Origin of the sequence: Rheinheimera sp. D18 (assembly GCF_004345025.1) — a bacterium.
In the GTDB taxonomy this organism is placed as follows: Bacteria; Pseudomonadota; Gammaproteobacteria; order Enterobacterales; family Alteromonadaceae; genus Alishewanella; species Alishewanella metallidurans.
Genome location: NZ_CP037745.1, coordinates 1044337 through 1068666 on the forward strand (window position 1 = coordinate 1044337; position 24330 = coordinate 1068666).

Sequence of the window (24330 nt, forward strand, 5' to 3'; positions counted from 1 at the left end):
GCGGTAGCATACGTTATAATCGCTACCGTTTATTAATAGGGGGCGGCATGCGCATTGCGTTGGGTATCGAATATGACGGTTCTGCATTTTATGGTTGGCAACGTCAGCGTGAAGTAAATAGCGTACAGCAAGAACTTGAAACGGCGTTAGCAAAAGTAGCTAATCAACCGATTGAGTTGTTTTGTGCCGGCCGCACCGACGCGGGTGTGCATGCGACAAGTCAGGTAGTGCATTTTGATACTAATGTAATGCGTGATAATAAAGCCTGGGTAATGGGCACTAACGCACAGTTACCGGATGCTATAGCGGTGCGCTGGGCAACAGTGGTTGCAGATGATTTTCACGCGCGCTTTAGCGCAACCGCACGACGTTATCGTTACATTATTTATAACCATAAATACCGGCCCGCTATTTTGCGTTCAGGGCTTAGCCATTATCATCAAGCGCTGAATGTTGAATTAATGCAGCAAGCCGCGTTATCATTATTAGGTGAACACGATTTTACCTCGTTTCGCGCTATGCAATGTCAGTCACACAGTCCGTTTCGTAATGTGCATCATGTGAAAATTAGCCGTAGTGACGATTTTGTGGTGATTGATATTAAAGCAAATGCATTTTTACACCATATGGTACGCAACATTACCGGTAGCTTATTGGAAGTTGGTATGCAAAACCGGCCTCCGCAGTGGATCGCTGAGTTGCTCGCGGCAAAAAACCGTAGTTTAGCGGCCGCTACGGCTAAGCCAGGTGGCCTATACTTAGTCGATGTAGATTACCCTGCACACTTCGAAATACCCAAGACGATATTAGGCCCGTTGTTTCTGCCAGACTAACAACGACTACTAAGACCAGTTTTCTGTATTCGATGTCATAGGTTTTGTGCTTTAATAGCGCCGAATTAATGAATTTTGGCGTTTTTTAACGTTATTTCGGCATGGTCAAGTGCGGTGCCGCAGTCAATAGGACATATTTTATGAGTTGGTTAGAAAAAATCCTGCCCAGAACATCCTCTTCTTCTTCACGTCGAGATATACCTGAAGGTGTTTGGACAAAATGTGCTTCCTGTGATGCCGTATTATACAAGGCAGATTTAGATCGTAATTTGGGCGTTTGTCCTAAATGTGATCACCATATGCGCGTAACTGCGCGTGCGCGTTTAACCGGCTTTCTAGATAGCAACACCGTAAAAGAGTTAGCTGCAGATTTAGAGCCACAAGATTTACTTAAATTTAAAGACAGCAAACGCTATAAAGACCGGCTTAGTGCTGCACAAAAAGATACCAATGAGAAAGATGCTATGGTGGTTATGCATGGCACGCTAAAAGGTATGCCTATTGTTGCCGCCGCGTTTGAGTTTGAGTTTATGGGCGGTTCGATGGCCTCAGTGGTGGGGGCTAAATTCGTTGCAGGTGTTGAATATGCAATGAAACATAAAGTGCCCTTTGTTTGCTTCTCTGCCAGTGGCGGTGCGCGTATGCAAGAAGCTCTGTTTTCGTTAATGCAGATGGCCAAAACCAGTGCGGCGTTAGCAAAAATGAGTGAGCAAGGGCTACCTTATATTTCTGTGTTAACCGACCCGACAATGGGTGGCGTATCAGCAAGTTTAGCGATGCTAGGTGATGTAAATATCGGTGAGCCTAAAGCGTTAATTGGTTTTGCTGGCCCGCGGGTTATCGAACAAACGGTGCGTGAAAAATTACCTGAAGGCTTCCAGCGCAGTGAATTTTTATTAGAACATGGTGCTATTGATATGATTGTTGACCGCCGTAAAATGCGCGATACAATTGCACGACTAGTCGCTAAGTTTATGCAGCTGCCTGCTCCGGTATCAGAGCACGACGCCGCTTAAGGTGTTAATGTCTAAAGTTATTTCGCAAAGCCAATCATGCCAAAGTCTGGCCGATTGGCTTTGTTATATCGAACAAAGCCATCCCATTCATCAAATTGAACTCGGTTTAACACGAGTACTTGATGTTGCGCAGCGTGCTAACTTACAGCAGTTACCCGGTAAGGTTATTCTTATTGGTGGCACTAATGGTAAGGGCACCACTGCTCGAGTATTAGAACAACTATTAGCGGCGCAAGGTTTTAGTGTCGGCGTATATAGCTCACCACATTTGCTTAAGTTTAATGAACGTTTGCGTATTAATGGTGCCGACTTACCTGATACTGATTGGTTAGATGCGTTCGCTTTTATTGAACAATTACGTGGCGACATTGCGCTAACTTATTTTGAGTTTACGACACTAGTTGCCTTTCGTATTTTACAGCAACAGCAACCTGATTTTTGTTTAATTGAGGTCGGCTTGGGCGGTAGGTTAGATGCGACAAACATTGTTGCCCCTGACGTTAGCGTTATTACAACCATTGGTTTAGACCACCAAGATTGGCTAGGCAATGACAGAGAAAGTATTGCTACAGAAAAGGCGGGTATTTTCCGGGCAGGTAAACCTGCAGTAATTGGTGAGTTACAACCACCGCTATCTTTATTGCAACACGCTAAAAAATTAAATTGTCAGCTGATGTTAGCCCAGCACGATTACAGCTACATCGAGCAAGCTGCACAGTGGCAATGGCAGTCTAAGTATCATCAGTTTTCCGAGTTACCGCTACCGGCCATGCCAGTACAAAATGTGGCATCGGCATTAGCGGTGCTTGAACAGTTAAACCTATTACCTGATTCTGCGCAGTTAAGTGCGGTGTTATCTGGGTTAAGCCTACCAGGGCGCATGCAGTGGTTGCAGCAACAGCCAGCGATTGTTTTAGATGTTGCGCATAATCCGCAATCGGCAGCTTATTTAGCAACGCAGCTGGTTAAATTGAAACCTAAATTTAGTCGGGTATCTGCGCTAGTAGGTATGTTAAAAGATAAGGATATTCAGCAAACTCTGTTACCCTTGACGCCATTGTTTGATCAATGGCATCTTGTAACGCTAGGTGGTGCAAGGGGCGCATCAGCGCAGCAATTGGCTGATAAGTTAACTAATCATACCGGTACCTTGCAGTTACACGACGATGTATTACAAGCATTTAAGCAAATTAGCCTTAAATTACAGCCTGATGAGTTATTGGTTGTGTTTGGTTCTTTTTTCACTGTATCCGCCGTATTAGCCGGTCAGCAGGAGGCAAAGTGACACCTGCATTTAAACATCGTTTATTGGGCACTGCGATACTGGTTATGGCAGGTGTTATTTTTTTGCCCGATTTATTGGATGGCGAAAAACAAATCGTAAAAGACGATTTTAAAGTTATTCCTAATCGTCCGGAATTTAAAGGTGTGCAACAGCAACAAGTATTGCAGCAACAGCCGTTTACCCAGGCTGAAACTGAAATTGAGCAGCAATCTATCAATGAACAGGCCTTAGATAATGACGATGTTGCTAACACAGCAACAGAGCCGACGCTTTCAACCCAGCAATATGCTCAGGTAACCGCTCCCGTGGTAAACCAGCCCATCACTCGGGCGAGTAACGCTGCGTTAGCGCAAAGCGGCTGGGTAGTGCGTGTAGGCTCTTTTAGTAAAGAGCAAAATGCCAATGCATTAGTACTAAAGTTGCGCCAAGCTGGCTTTGTTACCTTCACGCGTAATATTTCCAATGCTGATGGCGTTAAGTTAACCAGCGTACTAGTTGGCCCAGAGCTGCGAAAAGACAAGTTAGAGCAGCAGTTAACTAAGTTACAACAGCTTACTGGTATTGAAAAGTTATCAGTAATGAACTATCAGCCCACCGAAAATAATTAGCCAAGCAGGCGCGTAATTTGTTAGAATACGCGCCGTCCTCAAGCAACCTTTGGAAGCAAATGGTCTGGGTTGATTATGCCATTTTGGCAATCATAGCGTTATCATCCGTTATTAGTTTGGTGCGTGGTTTTGTTAAAGAAGCCATATCACTAGCAGTTTGGATTCTGGCATTTTTTATCGCCAGTCAGTACTATTCGCATCTAGCTGGTATGTTTAGTTCTATTCAGGACGAAACACTACGTAACGCGTGTGCAATAGCAATTCTGTTCGTTTGTAGCCTAATTCTTGGCGCACTTATTAATTATATTATCGGCAAACTAGTGCAATCTACCGGTTTGTCTGGCACCGACCGACTGCTTGGTTTGGTGTTTGGCGCGTTACGCGGCGTTTTGGTTGTTAGCGCTATCCTATTTTTTATGGATGCCTTTACCCCAGCAGCTGGCGCTGATTGGTGGCAAAGCTCAGTATTAATCCCTGAATTTGGTTTTATTATTGAATGGTTCTTCGATTATTTGAAGAGCCACTCTAGTTTTATGCAAAAGCCTTAACGCTGGCGAGGAAAAACCCATGTGTGGTATTGTTGGTATTGTTGGAAAAGTTCCTGTTAATCAAGCACTTTATGATGGTTTGATCGTGCTGCAGCACCGTGGTCAGGATGCTGCTGGTATTGTTACCTTAGACAACAACACGCTGCGCTTACGTAAAGCAAATGGCTTAGTAAAAGACGTGTTTGAACCGCGCCACATGCAGCGTTTAGCTGGTAATATTGGTATTGGCCATGTGCGTTATCCTACCGCAGGCTCGGCAAGTACCGCCGAGGCTCAACCATTTTATGTTAATAGCCCGTTTGGTATTGCGCTGGCACATAACGGTAACTTAACCAATTCACATTTACTCAAAGAAGACATTTTTTCAGTAGCTCGTCGCCACGTTAATACTACGTCTGATTCTGAAGTGTTATTAAACGTACTCGCACATGAGTTGCACAACAGTGGCGTAATGGCGTTACAACCAGAGCATATTTTCCGGGCCGTTGCTAATGTGCATCGTAAAGTTAAAGGCGCATATGCGGTAGTAGCGTTAATAATTGGCCACGGTTTATTAGCATTTCGTGACCCAAATGGTATTCGACCATTGGTAATGGGTAAGCGCGAAACTGAGCTTGGTACTGAATATATGGTAGCGTCTGAAAGCGTGGCCTTAGACGCTGACGGCTTTACAGTATTGCGTGATATATCACCAGGCGAAGCCGTCTACATTACGGAACAGGGTGAGCTACATAGTTTTCAATGTGCCGAAAATCCAAGTTATACCCCCTGTATTTTTGAATATGTGTATTTTGCCCGACCGGACTCTACTATTGATAACATTTCGGTATATGCATCTCGTGTTGCTATGGGCACCATGTTGGGCCATAAAATAAAGCGTGAATGGGCACATTTAGACATTGATGTAGTAATACCTATTCCTGAAACAAGTAATGATGCCGCGCTGCAAATTGCCACTGAACTTGGTTTACCTTATCGCCAGGGGTATGTAAAAAATCGCTATATTGGTCGTACTTTTATTATGCCAGGGCAAGAGGCGCGTAAGAAATCGGTTAAACGTAAACTTAACGCGATTAAGCAGGAGTTTAAAGGCAAAAACGTGTTGTTAGTCGATGATTCTATTGTTCGAGGTACTACCTCGCAACAAATTATAGATATGGCACGTGAAGCGGGAGCAAAGAAAGTGTATTTTGCCTCTGCAGCACCAGAGGTGCGTTTTCCGAACGTTTATGGTATCGACATGCCATCGGCAAATGATTTAATTGCTCATGGTCATGACGTCGACAGTATTTGTAAAATTATCGGCGCTGATGGTTTAATTTTTCAATCGTTACCTGATTTAATTGAAGCCGTACGCCAGGGTAACCCAGAAATTAAACGCTTTGAAACCTCAGTATTTGATGGTCATTATGTTACCAATGATATTGATCAGGATTATTTAAATCGACTAGATCAAATGCGCAGTGATGATGCCAAAGCCAGGTTAAATGAGGCGATGGCTACTAATTTAGAAACCTACAACGAAGGTTAAACTACGCACGTTAATAAAAAAGGAGCATTTAGCTCCTTTTTTATTGTCATATTATTAGCTAATGGGTGAAGGTAGGGCCGAAACCTGAACTCCATAGCATGGCGGTAGAGGTTAAAACGCACACCAGCAATATTAAACCGCTGGTCACCACTGAGCTGGCATAAATAAAACCACGCTCCTCTGGAATATGCATCATTATTGGTACGCCAACGTACAATAAATAAATTGAATACGCCAAGCCAATAAGGCCAACAACCATTACTACCCATAGCTCAGGATACAAACCGGCAAAGCCAACCATAAATAACGGCGTTGCGGTGTAAGCGGCAAGTTCAAGAGTTTGCGTATAGGAAGGCGCGGAACCAAAAGTGTGAGCCATCCAGTGGGCAAGTACGGCTAAGGCAAATACCCCAGCAACCAACGCAACATACATTGCGATTGATAATAGTAAAGCACTGTCGGGAGTAAGCATAATGCGATTACCAACGCCGATGCTCCAACCTAAATGTACCGCGGAATAGTAAGCGCAAACTGAGGGTATTAATGCTATTAGTAGAATGTGGATTAAGCTATAACGAAAACTTTCATGTCTTGCATCTATCGTATGCCATTCCTCTTTTGGATGAGCATACAGTCCCCATAAGTGATTCAATATCATAATTATTATCCTTGTCACTAGGTGTAACATCGGGGTTATCTTAAGATAACTTCAGCATCAGTTATGACTAAAATATTCTACTTCGTCAAGTAGCTTGATAGCTTTCATAATCAACTTTTTAGTTTAAGTATCAATAAAAAAAGGAGCCTTGGCTCCTTTTTTGTTTTTAGCGCTCAGTTAATTAGTAAATATCGGGCCAAAGCCGGAGCTCCATAACATCGCTGTTGCCGTTAATACACAGACCAACAGCACTACGCCGCTAGTGACAACAGAAGTGACATAGATAAAACCACGCTCTTCTGGAATATGAATTAGTATTGGTGTACCAACGTATAACAGGTAAACGGAATAAATTAAGCCCAGCAGACCTACAACCATTACTACCCAAAGTTCAGGATAAAGAGCCGCAAAACCAACCATAAATAGAGGTGTTGAGGTATAAGCCGAGAGTTCAAGCGCTTGCGTATAGTTAGGTGTTGCGCCAAAGGTTCGAGCCATCCAGTGCGCTAATACGGCTAAAGCAAATACGCCGACAACTAAAGCGGCATACATAGCTACTGATAGCAATATTGCACTATTAGCCGTAATCATAATGCGTTCGCCAGTACCTATGCTCCAGCCTAGGTATACAGCAGAATAGTAAGCGCATACTGAGGGTATTAATGCGATAAGAAGAATATGAATTAAGCTGTAACGAAAGCTTTCATGTCGCGCATCTATGGTATGCCATTCTTCTTTAGGATGAGCATATAATCCCCATAAGTGGTTTAATATCATAATTATGATCCTTGTCACTAGGTGTGACATCGCTGTTATCGTAAGATAACTTTAGATCAGTTATGACTAAAATGTTTTATTTTGTCACGTATGTTTAGCAAAACTAAGGCAAGGTATTACGGTTACTACGATAACTTGGTACCAATTAGTAGATCCGTTATACTGCTAGCCCTGTTTAAAAGCTGAACGTTAATAATGCATAGTACTGAAATTCAACAACTTATAATACCAATACAGCAATTGTGCTTCTATAGCATCCATGATTAGCAATCCTTAGAGGTGACCGTGTTTCTTCCTCCATGCTAATATACTGTAACCAATAACTGAGAGGATCACTAACCCTAATAACTGATAAATAGGTATTACTGCAAAAATGAGTGCTGCCTGACCATCTGTACCTGACATAGGCCTGAGTGATTCTAAATAGAGGGGAATAGGCACTACACTGGTTATAGCACCAGATACAGGAATAACTTGGCTTTTAAGCTTCCCAGTAAGTTGGATAACAGCAATACACAGCGGCATAATAATGGGAACAGTTATCCAATACCATATAAACCAAGTGGTATGCCCTGTTATACATATAACGATTATTAACGATACGATCATTAATAAAGCAGGGCCATACTTAGTTTTATCTGTCAGTTGCATGTGGCATACCTCTTACAATTTTCTGTATTTTAGCTTATTGAGTTTTAAAATTTTATAGTCTCTATTCGATCAGTTTAGGTGCATTTTAGTGATCGATTATATGACAGTTTCCGCTTTGCCAAATTATGGAATGTAATGAAAGCTACAGTTCTTTTCAAGAACGTAATAACCGCCGAGGCCGTCAGGAAAACGCCATAACTCACAGCTCTGGAAAATACTGCCTCCATTGGTATGAGGATAGTTATCGGTAATATAACCGCCTCCACTTCCGCCTTGTAATGGTGCATTAGGCGCGCACTCGGCGGCATTAGTATTTTGAGTTGCATCGCAATATGCCGTTATAGCAATAGGGTGGTTTTTTACAAATTGGTAATATATTTCAGCCTGTGATGAAAGAATTAAACCTAACAATACTTTTCCGGTATTACTTGACCACCAGTTTCCAATGACGTTCTGCAGTACTGTATTTCTCATATTAAATTTGAATGCGTCATCACAGCTGCCTTTACTGCGCGTGCTGCTATAACAGATATCATGGGCGTTACAAGCAGCTTCAAATGGGAAATTTGGAATAAGTGCATAAGTCCATGGCGAGTTTGGAGTGCCACAACCGTTTGCAATAGAATTGTTTAATTGTAATATTTCTGAACCTTGGGAGTAAGTGCTTATAGCGTTGGTGCTACGATATTCTTCAAATGCCGCCTTTAACTCATGGTAACCGTTTATAGCTGGTGCTACATCTGCTGGCAGTGCTTGAGGAATTGCGATTAGATGTCTTATCGATGGCTCGAGAGGAATGCCAACGTGTTCATTGTAATAGTCCGGATCCAGTACAATTTCAAATGCTTTTGCTTCGCGTCTATCAATATTAATAACGATTACATTTCCAATGCCAGCTTCTTTCGCAGCATTAGCATATACAGAAGGTGCTATACAAATGTTACAAATAACAACTTCTGTAGGAAGTGAAGCATTAGCATGTGTGATCAAACATAATATTGCCAACACAATTACTGCTATTTTTTTTAATTTCATACTTATAAAGTGCATTAAATATTCTTCTTATTGTTTGTTCCCAATATATATCATGCCGCCTTTTTAATGTAACCTAATATGGTTTGAATGTATTTTTATGTTTATTTTTTCGCCTCACTTTGCTTTTATGTTGCTATTTTTAATTTCACTTGTAACTTAATCAGGTATTATTTAGAAGTGAAATTGCCAAACACATTTATATTACCGAGAGAGCTTCTCATTGCTGCTACTATTCTGTTTTCTGTAACCACTTTTCTGTCGGATATGAAGCTGCTAAAATCGACAAAAATCGAGTTTTATAGATATGATGTTTGATATTCTACTTCAGCCTGTCAACCAGTTTTTAAAATGCTCTACTCCTCAGTCTTGGCTTGATAAGGCTAAAAAGCCTGAAAATCTGTCAATCTTATTAACTGATCATCTTGTCTGTGAATTAAAGGCGGCACAATCAGCTATGTATTTAATTCGCCGTTATGCTGCTGATGAGCAAAGCGGTGAGGCTTTGCTGCAGTGGCTTAAACCGTACGAAGATTTTACCTATCGTCAGCAAGGTGATTGGCGTGTACTTGCTGGTTTAAGTTTAAAAAAGTCGATGATAGCTCAAGCAACTTCTGCCTATACACAAGATATTATTGATAAAATGGTATTACTGATAAAGGAAGAGTTGCATCATTTTTACCAGGTGTTAGAGGTGATGGCGCAGCAGGGCATTAGCTATGAAAAAATTAGCTCCAGCCGCTACGCCAAAGGTTTATTAAAGCATGTGCGCACCTATGAGCCGGCAGCTATGATCGATAAGCTTATATGCGGAGCGTATATTGAAGCACGGTCATGTGAACGTTTTGCTAAACTAGCGCCATTATTACCAACCAACATCGCCGATTTTTATATTTCACTATTACGTTCAGAAGCGCGGCATTATCAAGATTATTTGGCACTAGCCCATGATATAGCACAACAAGATATTAGTGAGCGCATAGATTTTTTCGGCAAAGTTGAAGCTTTGCTTATTAGCGAACCTGATACTGACTTTAAATTTCACAGTGGTACGCCGGTATAAATGCCTAGCGCTGTTAATTCGTTAGGCTAGTAAAATGTAACTGCCACTGGTTTTTCGTTACGGTTAAATAGCTACTTTGCGTATACCAATCGCCCAATACATAGCGTTCTGCATTCTGGCCGTTTACTTTAAGTTGGTGAACGGCAGGCCTATGTGTATGGCCATGAATTAGCTTTAGTACACCGGCGTTGGCCATAACTCGTGGCACTTCATCCGGCGTAACATCCATTATTTGCGGTGCGGTTTGATTTATATACTGCTGTTTATGTTTTGCACTTTTTGCTCTAGCTTTACGCGCTAAATGCTGGCGATACGATAATGGTGTACGTAATAACAACCACTGCCACCAAGGCTGGTTCCACCATTTACGAAATTTCTGATAGGCAATATCTAAGGTGCATAGGCTGTCACCATGCATGATTAAAGTGGGTGTGCCGTATAGATTTATCACTTGTTGCGGCGGCAACAGCCGCATACCACAACGCTTAGCGTAAGCGTCGCGCAGCACAAAATCGCGATTACCATGAATAAAATAAACCGGAACACCGCTATTTGATAATTCATGTAGTGCTGCGGCAACTTCAGCCACTAAGGGTTCGGGGTTGTCATCGCCAATCCAGACTTCAAATAAATCGCCCAAAATATATAAAGCATCAGCATGTATTGCTTGCTGCTGCAAGAAGCGCATAAATGCTGCAGTAATATCAGGCCGGTCTGCAGCAAGGTGCAGATCGGCTATAAAGAGCGTATGCGCTTCAGGCGTTAGCATATTAATTAAGCGTGTAATTCAGCTTTTTCGATAATAACCGGTGTTACCGGCACATCGCTATGGCCATTAGTGCGGCCTGTTGCTACTTTTTTGATGCTGTCGATAACATCCATGCCTTCAACCACTTCACCAAATACACAGTAACCCCAGCCAGAGCTTGTTTCTGAACTGAAATTCAAAAAGTCGTTATCGGCAATGTTAATAAAGAACTGACAAGTTGCTGAATGTGGATCGTTAGTGCGTGCCATAGCTATAGTACCTTTAGTGTTAGGTACTTTATTGTTAGCTTCGTTTTTTATAGTAGCTTTAGTTTCCTTCTGTTCCATATCAGCAGTAAAACCACCGCCTTGGATCATAAAGCCGTTAATTACACGGTGAAAAATAGTATTGTCAAAAAAACCATCTTTTACGTAACTAATAAAATTTTCTACTGTTACCGGTGCTTTATCAGCAAATAAGTTAAGTTTAATAATGCCGTGGTTAGTGTGTAAGCTAATCATAATTCGAGATCCTCAGTTAAAGTGGCGCTATTCTACCGCAGCTAAGGCAAATCATAAAGCAAGGATAGCCGCGTTAATGCGCTGGTGATACACTAACGGGCTGATCACACATCAGTATTTTGCTGGCTGACGCTCTAGGCCCTAATTAACCCGTTTCGAGGATGGCATGTTACAAATTTTTAATACCCTAAGCAGAAAAAAAGAACAATTCACGCCGATTGAACCTGGCAAAGTAGGGCTTTATGTCTGCGGTATTACAATCTACGACTATTGCCATGTTGGTCACGGCCGTACCTATGTTGCGTTTGATGTGATAAATCGCTATTTACGCTTTAGCGGCTACGATGTCACCTATGTGCGTAATATTACTGATGTTGATGACAAAATCATTAAACGCGCTGCAGAAAATAACGAAAGTTGCGATGCGTTAACTGAACGTTTTACCCAAGCTATGCATGCTGACTTTGCCGCGCTGGGTTTATTACCTGCAGATATAGAACCACGTGTCACTACACATATGGCCGAAATCATCAGTTTAATTGAGCAGCTGCTAGAAAAAGGCTTTGCTTATGTGGCTAAAGACGGTGATGTACTGTTTGATGTGAGTAAATACGCTGCCTATGGTGAGTTAAGTCAGCAAAATTTAGATATGCTTAAATCCGGTGCTCGGGTTGAAGTGGCTGACAATAAAGACGACCCGCTTGATTTCGTATTGTGGAAAACCGCGAAGCCGAACGAGCCGTTTTGGCAATCGCCATGGGGTAATGGTCGCCCAGGTTGGCATATCGAATGTTCAGCCATGAGCGCTAAACATTTGGGCCAACATTTTGATATTCATGGCGGTGGTTCTGATTTACAGTTCCCGCATCACGAAAACGAAATTGCTCAGTCAACCTGTGCCCATAGTCATAAGTACGTTAATACCTGGGTACACACAGGTATGGTGCAAGTTGATAAAGAAAAAATGTCGAAATCTTTAGGCAACTTTTTTACCGTTAAAGATGTACTTGCGCAATACAATGCTGAAACCGTGCGGTATTTTCTCTTATCAAGCCATTACCGTAGCCAGTTAAATTATTCTACGGAAAACCTTGAGCAATCTCACGCCGCATTAGGTCGGCTATATACTGCACTGCGTAATGTGGTGCCAACCGAAAACGTAGATATGCATAGCGACTACGTTACGCGGTTTAAAGCGGCAATGGATGATGATTTTAATACACCAGAAGCTTTACCTGTGCTGTTTGAGTTATCACGAGAAGTTAACCGCTTTAAAGAAATCGAACCGGCCAAAGCAGCCGAGTTAGCGGCAGAATTAAAGCTGTTAGCTGGCATACTTGGCTTATTGCAAGGTGATGCCGAACAGTTTTTGCAATCCGGTACCTCTGATGATGATGTTGCTGAAATTGACGCACTTATTGTAAAGCGTAACGAAGCACGCGCCGCTAAAGACTGGGCGGCAGCTGACGCAGCCCGAGACTCATTAACGGCGAAAGGTATTATTGTTGAAGACAAAAATGGTGTAACTAGCTGGCGCAGAGCTTAAGTTGGGCACAACAAAAAACCGCCGTTAGGCGGTTTTTTGTTGTTAGTGTTTATCGTGATAAAGCTCGCAAGCTTCTAAGGTATTTTCAATTAAACTGGCGACCGTCATTGGGCCAACTCCGCCGGGCACGGGCGTAATATAGCGGGCGTGTTTTACCGCTGTTGCATATTCAATATCACCGACTAGCTTACCTGAATCTAACCGATTGATCCCAACATCAATAACTAACGCACCGGGTTTTACCCAGTCGCCGGGAATAAACTCAGGTCTACCCACTGCCACTACCAATAAGTCGGCACGACGCACTTGGGCCTCCAAGTTTTTGGTAAATTTGTGACATACCGTTGTAGTACAGCCGGCTAATAGCAGCTCTAATGCCATGGGGCGACCCACTATATTCGACGCGCCAACTACTACGGCTTCCATGCCCTTAATATTAACCCCTGTGCTTTGTAGTAGCGTCATAATGCCTTTGGGAGTGCACGAACGCAGCGCGGGCATGCGCTGAGCTAAACGACCGATATTGTAGGGATGAAAGCCATCAACATCTTTATCTGGGTTAATACGTTCTAAAATAGCTGAAGAGTCTAAACCAGCGGGTAGGGGAAGCTGAACTAAAATACCGTCTATGGTATCGTCATTATTAAGCTCATTTATTAGATCGTTAAGTTGTTGCTCACTGGTGTCAGACGGTAAATCATAAGATACTGAGCGAAAGCCTACCTCTTCACAGGCTTTACGTTTACTACCCACGTAAACCTGTGATGCTGGGTCAATACCCACTAGCACTACCGCAAGGCTTGGCGGTCGTTTTCCAGCGGCAACGCGCGCTCGAACTTGTGCGGCAACTTTATCTTTTGTTGCTTGGGCAACAGCTTTCCCATCAATTATTTGTGCGGTCATTTGCTTATATCTCTAGCCTATTTTATTACCACATATTTTCGCACAGCTATAAGCAGAACTCCATCTTGAGATGGTTTGGTTGCATTTATCAACAATAGGTTCAAATAATAGGCAATCGATTGCTTTGTGCAAAAAAAGGTTTGACGCTACAGCGACTCAGCTGTAATATCCTGCCCCGTTGCACTAGTGCAGCGAAGTCGGTGATTGGCGCAGCTTGGTAGCGCACTTGGTTTGGGTCCAAGGGGTCGCAGGTTCGAATCCTGCATCACCGACCAATAATAAAACAGTAAGTTTGTAGCTTGGTAGGGTTTTAGATTTTGCGCCCGTAGCTCAGTCGGATAGAGCAACGGCCTTCTAAGCCGTAGGCCATAGGTTCGAATCCTATCGGGCGCGCCATAACAAGTGTAAAAATGTTCAACGGTGGTTGTAGCTCAGTTGGTAGAGCCCCGGATTGTGATTCCGGTTGTCGTGGGTTCGAGCCCCATCATCCACCCCATTCCTTTGTTCTTGCAGTCGGTGATTGGCGCAGCTTGGTAGCGCACTTGGTTTGGGTCCAAGGGGTCGCAGGTTCGAATCCTGCATCACCGACCATTAGATACAGTCAAAAATAAACTTCGTTACTCAATTAAAATTTAAACCACAAAGTAGTTTCAATATGTGTCGCGCTTAATGTATGCTGAATTTAGCTAGTACATTAAGGATAATGTTTGTGGTTATTGCTGAAACTCCGCGTTTACGTATACGTCATTTGCTGGCTACCGATGCCGCTTTCACTTGTCAGTTACTCAATGAACCTTCTTTTATAGATAATATTGCTGATCGAGGCGTACGCTCCGAGCTTGATGCTATGTATTACCTAGCAGAAGGGCCAATTAAAAGTTATCAGCAATATGGTTATGGCTTATTTTTAGTTGAAGAATGTGCAAGCCAAATGCCCATCGGGTTTTGTGGTTTGTTATACCGAGAAAAGTTACAAGAAACCGACATCGGTTTTGCTTTTGCGCCCGAATTTTGGGGTAAAGGCTATGCCTTTGAGGCCGCATCTGCCGTAATGCATTTTGGCTATGGCTCATTAAAGCTTAAACGCATAGTCGGCCTTACTAGCGCGAGTAATATTAGCTCAATTAAATTGCTTAATCGCTTAGGATTACGCTTTGAAAAAATGGTGAAAATGACGCCAGAAGACGACTATATTCAGCTGTATTCTTAATTTTGATTACCGGCTCGTTGCACTAGGCTCTCATGTTTTACTAACTTATGGTGGGTATTCATTATGCTTATTGTGCTATAAAATCAATTGTTTATGTGGCCAGATTGCAACCGTTCAAGGCAGACACTCCCGCCCTAAGTGGCACTGAAACGCCATTTTTGTTATTATACCCGCCGGAACAACCATTGGAGGAGTTATGATTAACCCATCCTGGCGTCGGGTCGTACTTAAAGTCGGTAGTGCCCTAATCGCGCCAGAAAACCAGGGGTGTAGTGAGCAATATTTGCGTCCCATAGCCGAATTTATCCGGCAGTGCCGACTAAAGGGTCTCGAAGTGATCCTTGTCTCATCAGGTAGTGTAGCCGCTGGCCGCCACCATTTTAACTTTCAACATCAACGTGTGCCCATAGCGTTAAAGCGCGCTATGGCGGCTGTTGGCCAAAGCGAACTTATGAATTTTTGGAGCAGATGCTTCGATTTCCCTTGCGCTCAGGTATTACTAACACACGGCGATCTTAGCGATCGGGTACGGCATCTTAATATTCAAAATACGCTGCGCCGATTGTTAGATCATCAAGTACTGCCCATAGTTAACGAAAACGATACGATAGCCACAGATGAAATAAAGGTTGGCGATAATGACAACCTTGCCGCAATGGTGGCAACGGTCGCAAACGCGGATGCATTAATAATTTGTTCAGATGTGGCGGGTTTATATACTGCTGATCCAAACAAAGATCCAAACGCAACTTTAATACCTACGGTGCAACATATTAGCCCTGAAATTTATGCCTTAGCGGGTGGGGCATCATCAAATGTCGGTACTGGTGGTATGCGAACTAAAATAGAAGCTGCAGAAAAAGCCGTCGCACATGGGATCGATACCTTAATTATTGATGGTCACCAAGAACAAAGTTTTCAACGTCTTTTAGCGGGTGAAAATCCGGGAACCATTTTTTACGGCCATGCTAATCCTTTGTCGGATAAAAAGCAGTGGGTGCGTCATACGTTAAGAGCTAAAGGCGAAATCTGGGTCGATGATGGTTGCATTGAAGCATTAAGCCAACACGGCGCTTCATTGTTATGCAGTGGTATTGTTAGCATCAAAGGTGAATTTGAATCGGGTGATGCGGTACTAATACGTTGTGCTTTGGGTAAGCGTAAAGTAGCTAAAGGTGTTAGCCGATTTAGCGCTAGCGAGCTATTTTCGATTAAAGGGCAGCAAAGCAGAGATATTGCCGCTTGTCTTGGCTATTGCCCTACCGGCAGTGATGCCGTAATCCATCGCAGCGAAATGATGTTATTGGAGAGAATATGAATACCGATATCGCGGCCAGCATTGCCGCTAAAGCGTCACAAGCTGCTAAAGCTGTCGCTAATTTAACTACCGAACAAAAAAATGCCGTATTACAGAGCATGGCTGACCATATTCGCTGTGCCACAGACAGTATTTTACAAGCAAATAAAGATGAAGTTGCTACAGCCAGTGCTAATGACACCAGTGCAGCGATGCTTGACCGTTTAACATTAACGCCAGAGCGTGTTGAGGCTATGGCTAAAGCCATAGAGCAAATAATCGCGCTACCCGATCCAGTAGGCGCAACTCGGCATATTGAGCAGCGGCCTAATGGCATCAATATTGAAAAACGTCGCATTGCGTTGGGCGTGATCTGCATGATTTACGAAGCACGGCCTAACGTTACTGCAGATGCGGGGGCACTGTGTTTTAAATCGGGCAATGCGGTTATTTTACGTTGCGGCCGAGAGGCGATTCAAACCAGTTTAGTGATAGCACAAGCTATGCAGCAAGCACTTCGCGAACATCAGCTACCTGATGAGGTTGTTAGCATCGTGCCAGACCCAGACCGTGATTTAATGCTGGCTTTGTTAAAGCAAGATCAGTATATCGATCTTGTTATTCCGCGCGGTGGAGAAGGTTTAATTCGCTTTGTCACTGAACATAGCCGTATTCCAGTAATTCAACATTTTAAAGGTGTCTGCCATCTGTATGTTGATCAATCAGCAAATTTAAACATGGCGTTAGAGCTACTGATTAACGGTAAGGTGCAGCGCCCAGGTGTGTGTAATGCATTAGAAGGGCTGCTGGTTAATAAGGTGATTGCAGCTGAATTTCTACCTCAAGTCGCCGCTGCATTTTCTCAGCACGACGTGATCGTGCACGCTTGTCAGCAAAGTATCGGCTATTTCGCTCAAGCTCAGCCTATTGCAAACAATGAGTTTGGCCAAGAATACTTAGCTGCAGAAATCGCAATCCGTATTGTTGATGATATCGATGGCGCGATGGCACATATTGACCAGTTCGGTAGCCAACATACCGAAGTTATTTGCACAGAAAATCACACTAATGCAGAGCGGTTTATTCGCCAAGTTGATTCTGCGGTGGTTATGCATAATACCTCTTCGCGATTTTCTGATGGCGGCGAGCTGGGTTTAGGTGCGGAAATAGGCATATCAACCAGCAAACTGCATGCTTATGGCCCAATGGGGCTAGAAGCGCTAACTACCGAAAAATATGTTGTGACCGGTAGCGGACAAACACGTCTTTAGTTGGTAAAAACCACAAAATAGCTAACGCAGTCTGGATAATTTACTGACTAGACTGCGTTTTTTTATGCCACAAAGTTTAGCTAAATCGAGCTTAAGCTAGGGCTCGACGTCAGACATTTACCCCGCTATAATGCCGCGTCCTTTTTTATAACAGGTCTGGTTAGGTATCGTTTTTTTATACTAGACCATACTGCTAAGGCGTTGATTACGCGCCCGTTTTTGAATTTGAGGTAACAAGATGCAAGTTTCTGTGGAAACCACTCAGGGTTTAGAGCGCCAGTTAACGATCACTGTACCGGCCAACAAAATTGATTCAGAAGTAAAAAACCGTTTACGTGATCTGGCAAAACGCCAGCGTATCGACGGTTTCCGTCCAGGTAAAGCGCCTGTAGCATTGATCCAGAAGCGTTATGGCATGGCAGTGTTGCAAGAAGTTGCAGGTGAGCAAATGCAGCGTCATTTCTATGATGCGATTATTGCTAATAAACTTGCTCCAGCTGGCACACCTACGTTTGCACCTGGTCAGTTAGAACAAGGTAAAGACTTAGAATTTAAAGCTACGTTTGAAGTTTATCCAGAAATAGAAGTTAAAAACTTAGATAAAATAGCCGTAGACAAACCAGTAGTAGAAATAGCTGACGCAGATATGGCGAAAATGCTAGATACCTTACGTAAGCAACACGCTACGTGGGAAGAGAAAAAAACTAAAGCCGCAAAAGGCGATCGCGTTGTTATTGATTTCGTTGGCTCTATTGATGGTGAAGAATTTGAAGGCGGTAAAGCCACAAACTTCAATCTAGATTTAGGCGAAGGCCGTATGATCCCAGGTTTTGAAGACGGTATCATTGGCAAAAAAGCCGGTGAGCAAGTTACGGTTGACGTTACTTTCCCTGAAGAATACCACGCTGAAAACTTAAAAGGTAAAGCGGCTAGCTTCGCTGTTACTGTAAATAAAGTAGAAAAGCAGGTACTGCCTGAGCTTAATGACGAGTTCGCAGCGTTGTTTGGTTTAGAAACCGCCACTATCGATGCGTTAAAAGTTGAAGTACGCAAAAATATGGAACGTGAGCTAAACCAAAACATTAAAGCAAAAGTAAAAGAACAAGTGATTAAAGGCTTATTAGCCAATAACGACATTGAAGTACCACAAGCTTTAATTAGTGGTGAAGTTGATGTGTTGCGTAAACAAGCTATGCAGCGCTTCGGTAACAATATGGACCCGAAACAATTACCAGAATTGCCAGCATCATTATTTGAAGAGCAGGCAAAAGATCGGGTTAAAATTGGTTTGTTGCTGGGTGAAATAATTAAAACTAGCGAATTGAAAGTTGACGACAAGAAAGTTCAAGAATTAATTGAAACGGTTGCGTCTGCTTATGAAGATCCGCAAGAAGTAGTGCAGTACTACAATAGTAATAAAGAGTTATTACAGAGCATGCGTAACGTAGCACTGGAAGAACAAGCTATTGAAGTTGTTTTAGCTAGCGCGAAAGTAACAGAACAAAAAGCGGCGTTTGACGAGATAATGAACCCGCAAGCCGCCAACTAATATTGACTTATTTGGGCTTGACGGCTTTAATGGCTCGGACAACAGTTCGGGCCATTTTATTTTCTGCGACAATAAAACCCAGCCATTTAGAGGGAATCCTACAACATGTCTATGCCGAATCATCTTAATGATATCGTAAACGCTTTGGTACCAATTGTTGTTGAACAAACTGCGAAAGGTGAGCGTTCTTATGATATTTACTCACGTTTATTAAAAGATCGTATTATATTTTTGACCGGCCAAGTTGAAGATCACATGGCCAATCTAATTGTGGCGCAATTGTTATTTTTAGAGTCAGAAAACCCAGAAAAAGATATTTACATTTATATTAATTCACCAGGCGGATCGGTTACTGCTGGCTTATCAATATACGATACCATGCAGTATATCAAACCAAATATTTCCACCATTTGTGTAGGTCAGGCGGCCAGTATGGGCGCATTCTTATTATCTGGTGGCGCTAAAGGCAAGCGTTATATTTTGCCAAATGCACGGGTAATGATCCACCAGCCTTTAGGCGGCTTTCAAGGCCAAGCTACTGATTTTGAAATACATGCTCGTGAAATTTTGGGCATAAAAGAAAAGTTAAACCGTTTAATGGCCGAGCATACTGGCAAGACTTATGAACAAGTATGTAAAGACACCGAGCGTGATAATTTCTTAAGTGCACAACAAGCCTTGGAATATGGCTTAGTAGATGCCATATTTACTAACAGAGACGCGAAGTAATCATTTTATGCAGTCAGTAATAGCTGACTGCTCCGTAGTAAAAGAGGTAGTTACATGTCTGATCACCGCACTGACGGCGATAAGAGCGGTAAACTGTTGTACTGTTCTTTTTGTGGCAAATCACAGCATGAAGTGCGTAAATTGATCGCAGGCCCACAGGTTTATATTTGTGATGAATGTGTTGATTTATGCAATGACATTATTCGCGAGGAAATTAAAGATATTTCTCCGAAACGCGACGCTGATAAATTACCAGTGCCGAAAGAGATCCGAGCGCACCTTGACGATTATGTAATCGGTCAAGAACACGCTAAAAAAGTACTAGCTGTTGCAGTTTATAATCATTACAAACGTTTACGTAGTGCACAGCACAAACAAGACGTTGAGCTAGGTAAGAGTAATATCTTATTAATTGGCCCTACAGGCAGTGGTAAAACCTTACTTGCTGAAACCTTAGCACGCTTATTGGACGTGCCCTTTACTATGGCCGATGCCACAACCTTAACTGAAGCCGGTTATGTTGGTGAAGACGTAGAAAATATTATTCAAAAGCTGCTGCAAAAATGTGATTACGACGTCGAAAAAGCACAGCGTGGTATTGTTTACATTGATGAAATAGACAAAATTTCACGTAAATCAGATAATCCGTCTATTACGCGAGATGTATCTGGTGAAGGTGTGCAACAAGCGCTACTAAAACTGATCGAAGGTACTATTGCTTCAGTACCACCACAAGGTGGGCGTAAGCACCCGCAACAAGAGTTTTTGCAGGTAGATACCTCTAAAATTTTATTTATTTGTGGTGGCGCGTTTGCTGGCTTAGATAAAGTAATCGAGCAGCGCTGTGCTAAAGGCTCAAGTATCGGTTTTGGTGCAGAGGTGCGCAGCAAAGAAAGCACACGTAGCATCAGCGAATCATTTCGCGATGTCGAGCCAGAAGATCTCGTTAAGTATGGCCTTATTCCTGAGTTTATTGGCCGCTTGCCGGTAGTGGCAACGCTAACTGAACTAGATTTAGCCGCGTTAGTTACTATTCTTAGCGAACCGAAAAATGCGGTGGTTAAACAGTTTGCGGCTTTATTTGCCATGGAAGATGTTGAACTTGAGTTCCGTGAAGATGCGTTAAAGGCCATCGCACAAAAAGCGATGGAACGTAAAACCGGTGCTCGCGGCCTGCGCTCAATCCTAGAAGCTGTGTTGCTTGATACCATGTACGAGCTGCCATCAATGAAGGATGTTACTAAGGTTGTTATTGATGAAACTGTGATCCGCGGTGAAAGCACGCCGATTTTAATTTATCAAAGCAACGAGCCAGTTGTGGCTGAATCACACTAAAATAGTGTCAGAGCAACATTTTTTATAAAAAAGGAGCTGATTTAGCTCCTTTTTCGTATTGGTAATTGAAGTTTTTAAAACGAACCCCATATACTTAAATATATTCGCGCCTGCAGAAACTAAATTCGAGAGAGAATTCATGACATCAGAAAATGCTGAACGTTTGCATATGCCCGTGTTGGCTCTGCGCGACGTTGTCGTATATCCCCATATGGTCATTCCATTGTTTGTTGGACGGGCAAAGTCTATAAAATGTTTAGATGCCGCGATGGACAACGATAAGCAAATCTTTTTGGTTGCCCAAAAAGACGCCACTTTGGATGACCCAGCCGCTACCGATTTATACCAAGTTGGTACCGTAGCGACTATTTTACAATTATTAAAACTGCCAGACGGTACGGTTAAAGTGTTAGTTGAAGGCAGTCGCCGTGCGCGGTTGGTTGAGTTTACTGAAACCGACGCCTCATTTGCGGCCTATGTCGATATTATTGAAACGGCTGAGGTTGATAGCAGCGAGCAAGAAGTATTCTTACGCTCAGCGATTAATCAGTTTGAAGGTTACATTAAGCTTAACAAGAAGATCCCACCAGAAGTGCTAACCGCATTAAGCGGTATCGATGAGCCTGCGCGTTTAGCGGATACTATGGCTGCACATATGCCATTGAAGGTCGAAGATAAGCAAAAAGTACTGGAAATTTTCGACGTAACCGAACGGTTAGAATTTTTAATGGCGATGATGGAAAGCGAAATTGATATTCTTCAAGTTGAGCGCCGTATTCGTAGCCGCGTTAAAAAACAAATGGAGAAAAGCCAGCGCGAGTATTATCTGAATGAACAGATGAAAGCCATTCAGCGCGAGCTGGGCGAGCTAGAAGACGCGCCTGACGAATTTGAAACCCTAAGTAAGAAAATTGAAGAAGCACAGATGCCGGCCGAGGTTGCAGATAAAGCTAAAGCTGAACTGCAAAAACTAAAGATGATGTCACCGATGTCAGCTGAAGCTACCGTAGTGCGCAGTTATATCGATTGGTTGGCTAACGTGCCTTGGAAAAAACGCAGTAAAGTGAAGAAAAACCTAGCGGTAGCCGAGCAAATTCTTAATGCCGATCACTATGGTTTAGAAAAAGTTAAAGAGCGTATTGTTGAGTATCTTGCCGTGCAACAGCGGGTAAACAAGTTAAAAGGACCGATTTTATGTTTAGTTGGACCACCAGGCGTAGGTAAAACCTCGCTGGGGCAGTCTGTAGCTAAAGCCACTGGCCGTAAGTATGTACGCATGGCCTTAGGTGGTGTGCGAGATGAAGCTGAGATCCGAGGCCACCGTCGGACCTATATCGGTTCAATGCCAGGCAAAATTATTCAGAAGATGGCTAAAGTAGGGGTACGTAATCCGCTATTTTTACTCGATGAAATCGATAAGATGGCATCAGATTTCCGTGGTGATCCGTCAGCGGCGTTGCTTGAGGTACTTGATCCTGAACAAAATACCGCTTTTAGTGATCACTATCTGGAAGTTGATTACGATCTATCTGATGTCATGTTTTTTGCTACCTCTAACAGCCTAAATATTCCGGCGGCGTTACTCGATCGTATGGAAGTAATACGGCTGTCGGGTTACACCGAAGATGAAAAGTTGAATATTGCTAAGCAGCATCTTATCAACAAGCAAATCGGCCGTAATGGTTTAAAAGCCCATGAAATTGTTATTGAAGACAGTGCAATTATAGGCATTATTCGTTATTACACCCGCGAAGCGGGTGTGCGTAGTCTTGAGCGTGAAATTTCTAAATTATGCCGCAAAGCGGTAAAACAAATTCTGTTAACTAAAGGTTTAAAACAAGTCGTTATTAACCAGAAAAACCTCGAGGATTTCCTTGGTGTGCAGCGCTACGACTACGGCAAAGCCGAAGACAGTAATCGCATAGGCCAAGTAACAGGTTTAGCTTGGACCGAAGTTGGTGGGGATTTACTTACCATAGAAGCGGCATCGGTGGTAGGTAAAGGCAAACTAGCCTTTACCGGCTCTTTAGGCGACGTTATGAAAGAGTCGATTCAAGCCGCGATGACTGTGGTGCGAAGCCGTGCCGAAGGCTTACGCATTAATGAAGATTTCTACGAAAAACGCGACATTCACGTACACGTACCTGAGGGCGCAACACCAAAAGATGGCCCCAGCGCCGGTATTGCCATGGTAACAGCACTGGTATCTAGCCTTACTGGTAACCCTGTGCGTTCAGATGTCGCCATGACCGGTGAGATAACCCTAAGGGGTGAAGTGTTACCTATTGGCGGATTAAAAGAGAAGCTGCTAGCGGCGCATCGTGGTGGTATTCAGCGGGTATTAATTCCTCACGATAACGTACGCGATTTAAAAGATATCCCTGATAACGTGAAAGGCGACATTGAAATTTGTCCTGTAAAATGGATAGACGAAGTGCTTGAACTGGCGTTGCAAGAGCCTTTGAGCCGTGTTTCAGTGCCAGAAACGGTAAAAAAATCAGCAAAAAGCAAAAAAACGGAAAAAAATCCTAATTAGGGGCTTTTCATTCCCGTTGGCTGTGCTAAGTTATGAAAAGTTTCGATAAAGCCCTTGCTATACAAGGGCTGCAGTCAAAGCAGGAAATATTGGTTTTGGCGCTTCTTTTGCTTGCAAGCTCATAAAATGCTTGTTATAACGAAGAAGCTCACTTACAAGACTAGTGAAGTGTAGCCGTTTAAAATAATAACAATTGAAGGGGATGATATTGTGAACAAGTCTCAACTTATCGACAAAATTGCTGCTGGTGCAGACATTTCTAAAGCAGCAGCAGGTCGTGCTTTAGATTCGTTCATTGATGCTGTTACCGAGGCTCTTAAGGAAGGCGACTCTGTAGCATTAGTTGGTTTTGGTACATACAGTGTACGTGAGCGTGCAGCCCGTACTGGCCGTAACCCGCAAACTGGTGCAACTATTCAAATCGCTGCTGCGAAAATTCCTTCTTTTAAGCCAGGTAAAGCATTAAAAGACGCCTGTAACTAATCTCGGTTTTGTTTTAACGACAAAACCTAGTTGGAAGCGCAATCAATCGGATGGGCTGCTTAGTCAAAACGGTTTAAAAGGCTTTAGAATATAATAGCCACTGCCTTCCAAGGCTTCTCTAAGAAAAGCGCATCTGTTAAGATGCGTTTTTTTTTACGGCAACAACGCAGCTGTAATGTTGTCTCCCAGCCGCTTAAAGT

General features: G+C 43.0%; 23 protein-coding genes and 4 tRNA genes. 20 read left to right on the plus strand and 7 right to left on the minus strand.

Going from position 1 to position 24330, the window contains the following annotated elements; all coding sequences use genetic code 11:
* The first annotated feature begins 47 nt into the window (after nt 1-47).
* From truA to purF, 6 genes are all read left to right on the plus strand, one after another.
* Nucleotides 48-833 (plus strand): tRNA pseudouridine(38-40) synthase TruA, encoded by a 786-nt coding sequence (gene truA / locus E0Z06_RS04975; RefSeq protein WP_132582461.1) that lies wholly within the window; start codon nt 48-50, stop codon nt 831-833.
* A gap of 140 nt (nt 834-973) precedes the next feature.
* Nucleotides 974-1849 carry an acetyl-CoA carboxylase, carboxyltransferase subunit beta gene (gene accD / locus E0Z06_RS04980; RefSeq protein ID WP_132582463.1) on the plus strand — a complete coding sequence of 292 codons (876 nt, stop codon included), beginning with the start codon at nt 974-976 and terminating at the stop codon, nt 1847-1849.
* A gap of 7 nt (nt 1850-1856) precedes the next feature.
* Nucleotides 1857-3134, plus strand: coding sequence for a bifunctional tetrahydrofolate synthase/dihydrofolate synthase (gene folC / locus E0Z06_RS04985; protein WP_132582465.1), 1278 nt, complete (start codon nt 1857-1859; stop codon nt 3132-3134).
* Entirely contained in the window at nt 3131-3742 is a 612-nt protein-coding gene (locus E0Z06_RS04990) for an SPOR domain-containing protein (protein WP_132582467.1), read from the plus strand. The genes folC and E0Z06_RS04990 overlap by 4 nt, the downstream gene beginning before the upstream one ends.
* 59 nt (nt 3743-3801) lie before the next feature.
* Nucleotides 3802-4290: a CvpA family protein gene (locus E0Z06_RS04995; protein WP_132582469.1), complete on the plus strand. Its 489-nt coding sequence runs from the start codon at nt 3802-3804 to the stop codon at nt 4288-4290.
* Nucleotides 4291-4309: 19 nt separating this feature from the next.
* The gene (gene purF, locus E0Z06_RS05000) at nt 4310-5821 is read left to right on the plus strand and encodes an amidophosphoribosyltransferase (RefSeq protein WP_132582471.1); all 1512 of its coding nucleotides are present in this window, start codon (nt 4310-4312) and stop codon (nt 5819-5821) included.
* A 58-nt stretch (nt 5822-5879) separates the two neighbouring features.
* Here the strand turns inward: purF and E0Z06_RS05005 are convergent, their stop codons facing one another.
* The 4 genes from E0Z06_RS05005 to E0Z06_RS05020 form a co-directional block, all read right to left on the minus strand.
* Nucleotides 5880-6479, minus strand: a complete 600-nt coding sequence (locus tag E0Z06_RS05005; RefSeq protein ID WP_132582473.1) for a Yip1 family protein — start codon at nt 6477-6479, stop codon at nt 5880-5882.
* Nucleotides 6480-6656: 177 nt separating this feature from the next.
* Nucleotides 6657-7256 carry a Yip1 family protein gene (locus E0Z06_RS05010; RefSeq protein WP_132582475.1) on the minus strand — a complete coding sequence of 200 codons (600 nt, stop codon included), beginning with the start codon at nt 7254-7256 and terminating at the stop codon, nt 6657-6659.
* A gap of 273 nt (nt 7257-7529) precedes the next feature.
* Nucleotides 7530-7907 (minus strand): hypothetical protein, encoded by a 378-nt coding sequence (locus E0Z06_RS05015; protein WP_132582477.1) that lies wholly within the window; start codon nt 7905-7907, stop codon nt 7530-7532.
* A gap of 123 nt (nt 7908-8030) precedes the next feature.
* The gene (locus E0Z06_RS05020; RefSeq protein ID WP_132582479.1) at nt 8031-8942 is read right to left on the minus strand and encodes a hypothetical protein; all 912 of its coding nucleotides are present in this window, start codon (nt 8940-8942) and stop codon (nt 8031-8033) included.
* Between the two features lie 304 nt (nt 8943-9246).
* Here E0Z06_RS05020 and miaE point away from each other — a divergent pair, with 304 nt between their 5' ends.
* Nucleotides 9247-10002, plus strand: a complete 756-nt coding sequence (miaE, locus tag E0Z06_RS05025) for a tRNA isopentenyl-2-thiomethyl-A-37 hydroxylase MiaE (RefSeq protein ID WP_207903144.1) — start codon at nt 9247-9249, stop codon at nt 10000-10002.
* A 13-nt stretch (nt 10003-10015) separates the two neighbouring features.
* Here the strand turns inward: miaE and E0Z06_RS05030 are convergent, their stop codons facing one another.
* Both E0Z06_RS05030 and E0Z06_RS05035 read right to left on the minus strand, forming a co-directional pair.
* Nucleotides 10016-10771, minus strand: a complete 756-nt coding sequence (locus E0Z06_RS05030) for a UDP-2,3-diacylglucosamine diphosphatase (protein ID WP_132582481.1) — start codon at nt 10769-10771, stop codon at nt 10016-10018.
* Nucleotides 10772-10776: 5 nt separating this feature from the next.
* Complete coding sequence (locus E0Z06_RS05035; protein WP_132582483.1) at nt 10777-11271, minus strand: peptidylprolyl isomerase; 495 nt, start codon at nt 11269-11271, stop codon at nt 10777-10779.
* Between the two features lie 166 nt (nt 11272-11437).
* Between E0Z06_RS05035 and cysS the strand changes: the two genes are divergently transcribed.
* The gene (gene cysS / locus E0Z06_RS05040) at nt 11438-12817 is read left to right on the plus strand and encodes a cysteine--tRNA ligase (protein ID WP_132582485.1); all 1380 of its coding nucleotides are present in this window, start codon (nt 11438-11440) and stop codon (nt 12815-12817) included.
* A 42-nt stretch (nt 12818-12859) separates the two neighbouring features.
* Here the strand turns inward: cysS and folD are convergent, their stop codons facing one another.
* Nucleotides 12860-13720, minus strand: a complete 861-nt coding sequence (gene folD / locus E0Z06_RS05045) for a bifunctional methylenetetrahydrofolate dehydrogenase/methenyltetrahydrofolate cyclohydrolase FolD (protein WP_132582487.1) — start codon at nt 13718-13720, stop codon at nt 12860-12862.
* Nucleotides 13721-13918: 198 nt separating this feature from the next.
* On the opposite strand from folD, the gene E0Z06_RS05050 reads away from it, so the two are divergent.
* From E0Z06_RS05050 to hupB, 12 genes are all read left to right on the plus strand, one after another.
* Nucleotides 13919-13995, plus strand: a tRNA-Pro gene (locus E0Z06_RS05050).
* Between the two features lie 44 nt (nt 13996-14039).
* Nucleotides 14040-14116, plus strand: a tRNA-Arg gene (locus E0Z06_RS05055).
* A gap of 24 nt (nt 14117-14140) precedes the next feature.
* Nucleotides 14141-14216, plus strand: a tRNA-His gene (locus E0Z06_RS05060).
* An 18-nt stretch (nt 14217-14234) separates the two neighbouring features.
* A tRNA-Pro gene (locus tag E0Z06_RS05065) sits at nt 14235-14311 on the plus strand.
* A gap of 118 nt (nt 14312-14429) precedes the next feature.
* The gene (locus E0Z06_RS05070; RefSeq protein WP_207903145.1) at nt 14430-14930 is read left to right on the plus strand and encodes a GNAT family N-acetyltransferase; all 501 of its coding nucleotides are present in this window, start codon (nt 14430-14432) and stop codon (nt 14928-14930) included.
* Between the two features lie 196 nt (nt 14931-15126).
* Nucleotides 15127-16248, plus strand: a complete 1122-nt coding sequence (gene proB, locus E0Z06_RS05075; protein WP_132582491.1) for a glutamate 5-kinase — start codon at nt 15127-15129, stop codon at nt 16246-16248.
* Nucleotides 16245-17498, plus strand: coding sequence for a glutamate-5-semialdehyde dehydrogenase (locus tag E0Z06_RS05080; RefSeq protein WP_132582493.1), 1254 nt, complete (start codon nt 16245-16247; stop codon nt 17496-17498). Before proB ends, E0Z06_RS05080 begins: the two co-directional genes overlap by 4 nt.
* A 238-nt stretch (nt 17499-17736) precedes the next feature.
* Nucleotides 17737-19047 carry a trigger factor gene (tig, locus tag E0Z06_RS05085; protein WP_132582495.1) on the plus strand — a complete coding sequence of 437 codons (1311 nt, stop codon included), beginning with the start codon at nt 17737-17739 and terminating at the stop codon, nt 19045-19047.
* Nucleotides 19048-19152: 105 nt separating this feature from the next.
* Nucleotides 19153-19776 (plus strand): ATP-dependent Clp endopeptidase proteolytic subunit ClpP, encoded by a 624-nt coding sequence (gene clpP / locus E0Z06_RS05090; RefSeq protein WP_207903146.1) that lies wholly within the window; start codon nt 19153-19155, stop codon nt 19774-19776.
* 54 nt (nt 19777-19830) lie between these two features.
* Entirely contained in the window at nt 19831-21111 is a 1281-nt protein-coding gene (gene clpX, locus E0Z06_RS05095; protein WP_132582497.1) for an ATP-dependent protease ATP-binding subunit ClpX, read from the plus strand.
* A 139-nt stretch (nt 21112-21250) separates the two neighbouring features.
* On the plus strand, nt 21251-23647 hold the full coding sequence (gene lon, locus E0Z06_RS05100; protein ID WP_132582499.1) for an endopeptidase La: 2397 nt from the start codon (nt 21251-21253) through the stop codon (nt 23645-23647).
* A 210-nt stretch (nt 23648-23857) separates the two neighbouring features.
* A complete protein-coding gene (hupB, locus tag E0Z06_RS05105) occupies nt 23858-24130 on the plus strand; it encodes a nucleoid-associated protein HU-beta (protein WP_132582501.1) in 273 nt (90 codons plus the stop codon).
* The last annotated feature ends 200 nt before the right edge of the window (nt 24131-24330 follow it).

What these genes read in the sequence shown, in the direction of transcription:
- truA (WP_132582461.1), top strand. Translation starts at nt 48, where the DNA reads ATGCGCATTGCGTTGGGTATCGAATATGACGGTTCTGCATTTTATGGT.
- accD (WP_132582463.1), top strand. Translation starts at nt 974, where the DNA reads ATGAGTTGGTTAGAAAAAATCCTGCCCAGAACATCCTCTTCTTCTTCA.
- folC (WP_132582465.1), top strand. Translation starts at nt 1,857, where the DNA reads ATGTCTAAAGTTATTTCGCAAAGCCAATCATGCCAAAGTCTGGCCGAT.
- E0Z06_RS04995 (WP_132582469.1), top strand. Translation starts at nt 3,802, where the DNA reads ATGGTCTGGGTTGATTATGCCATTTTGGCAATCATAGCGTTATCATCC.
- purF (WP_132582471.1), top strand. Translation starts at nt 4,310, where the DNA reads ATGTGTGGTATTGTTGGTATTGTTGGAAAAGTTCCTGTTAATCAAGCA.
- E0Z06_RS05005 (WP_132582473.1), bottom strand. Translation starts at nt 6,479, where the DNA reads ATGATATTGAATCACTTATGGGGACTGTATGCTCATCCAAAAGAGGAA.
- E0Z06_RS05010 (WP_132582475.1), bottom strand. Translation starts at nt 7,256, where the DNA reads ATGATATTAAACCACTTATGGGGATTATATGCTCATCCTAAAGAAGAA.
- E0Z06_RS05015 (WP_132582477.1), bottom strand. Translation starts at nt 7,907, where the DNA reads ATGCAACTGACAGATAAAACTAAGTATGGCCCTGCTTTATTAATGATC.
- E0Z06_RS05020 (WP_132582479.1), bottom strand. Translation starts at nt 8,942, where the DNA reads ATGAAATTAAAAAAAATAGCAGTAATTGTGTTGGCAATATTATGTTTG.
- miaE (WP_207903144.1), top strand. Translation starts at nt 9,247, where the DNA reads ATGATGTTTGATATTCTACTTCAGCCTGTCAACCAGTTTTTAAAATGC.
- E0Z06_RS05030 (WP_132582481.1), bottom strand. Translation starts at nt 10,771, where the DNA reads ATGCTAACGCCTGAAGCGCATACGCTCTTTATAGCCGATCTGCACCTT.
- E0Z06_RS05035 (WP_132582483.1), bottom strand. Translation starts at nt 11,271, where the DNA reads ATGATTAGCTTACACACTAACCACGGCATTATTAAACTTAACTTATTT.
- cysS (WP_132582485.1), top strand. Translation starts at nt 11,438, where the DNA reads ATGTTACAAATTTTTAATACCCTAAGCAGAAAAAAAGAACAATTCACG.
- folD (WP_132582487.1), bottom strand. Translation starts at nt 13,720, where the DNA reads ATGACCGCACAAATAATTGATGGGAAAGCTGTTGCCCAAGCAACAAAA.
- proB (WP_132582491.1), top strand. Translation starts at nt 15,127, where the DNA reads ATGATTAACCCATCCTGGCGTCGGGTCGTACTTAAAGTCGGTAGTGCC.
- E0Z06_RS05080 (WP_132582493.1), top strand. Translation starts at nt 16,245, where the DNA reads ATGAATACCGATATCGCGGCCAGCATTGCCGCTAAAGCGTCACAAGCT.
- tig (WP_132582495.1), top strand. Translation starts at nt 17,737, where the DNA reads ATGCAAGTTTCTGTGGAAACCACTCAGGGTTTAGAGCGCCAGTTAACG.
- clpP (WP_207903146.1), top strand. Translation starts at nt 19,153, where the DNA reads ATGTCTATGCCGAATCATCTTAATGATATCGTAAACGCTTTGGTACCA.
- clpX (WP_132582497.1), top strand. Translation starts at nt 19,831, where the DNA reads ATGTCTGATCACCGCACTGACGGCGATAAGAGCGGTAAACTGTTGTAC.
- lon (WP_132582499.1), top strand. Translation starts at nt 21,251, where the DNA reads ATGACATCAGAAAATGCTGAACGTTTGCATATGCCCGTGTTGGCTCTG.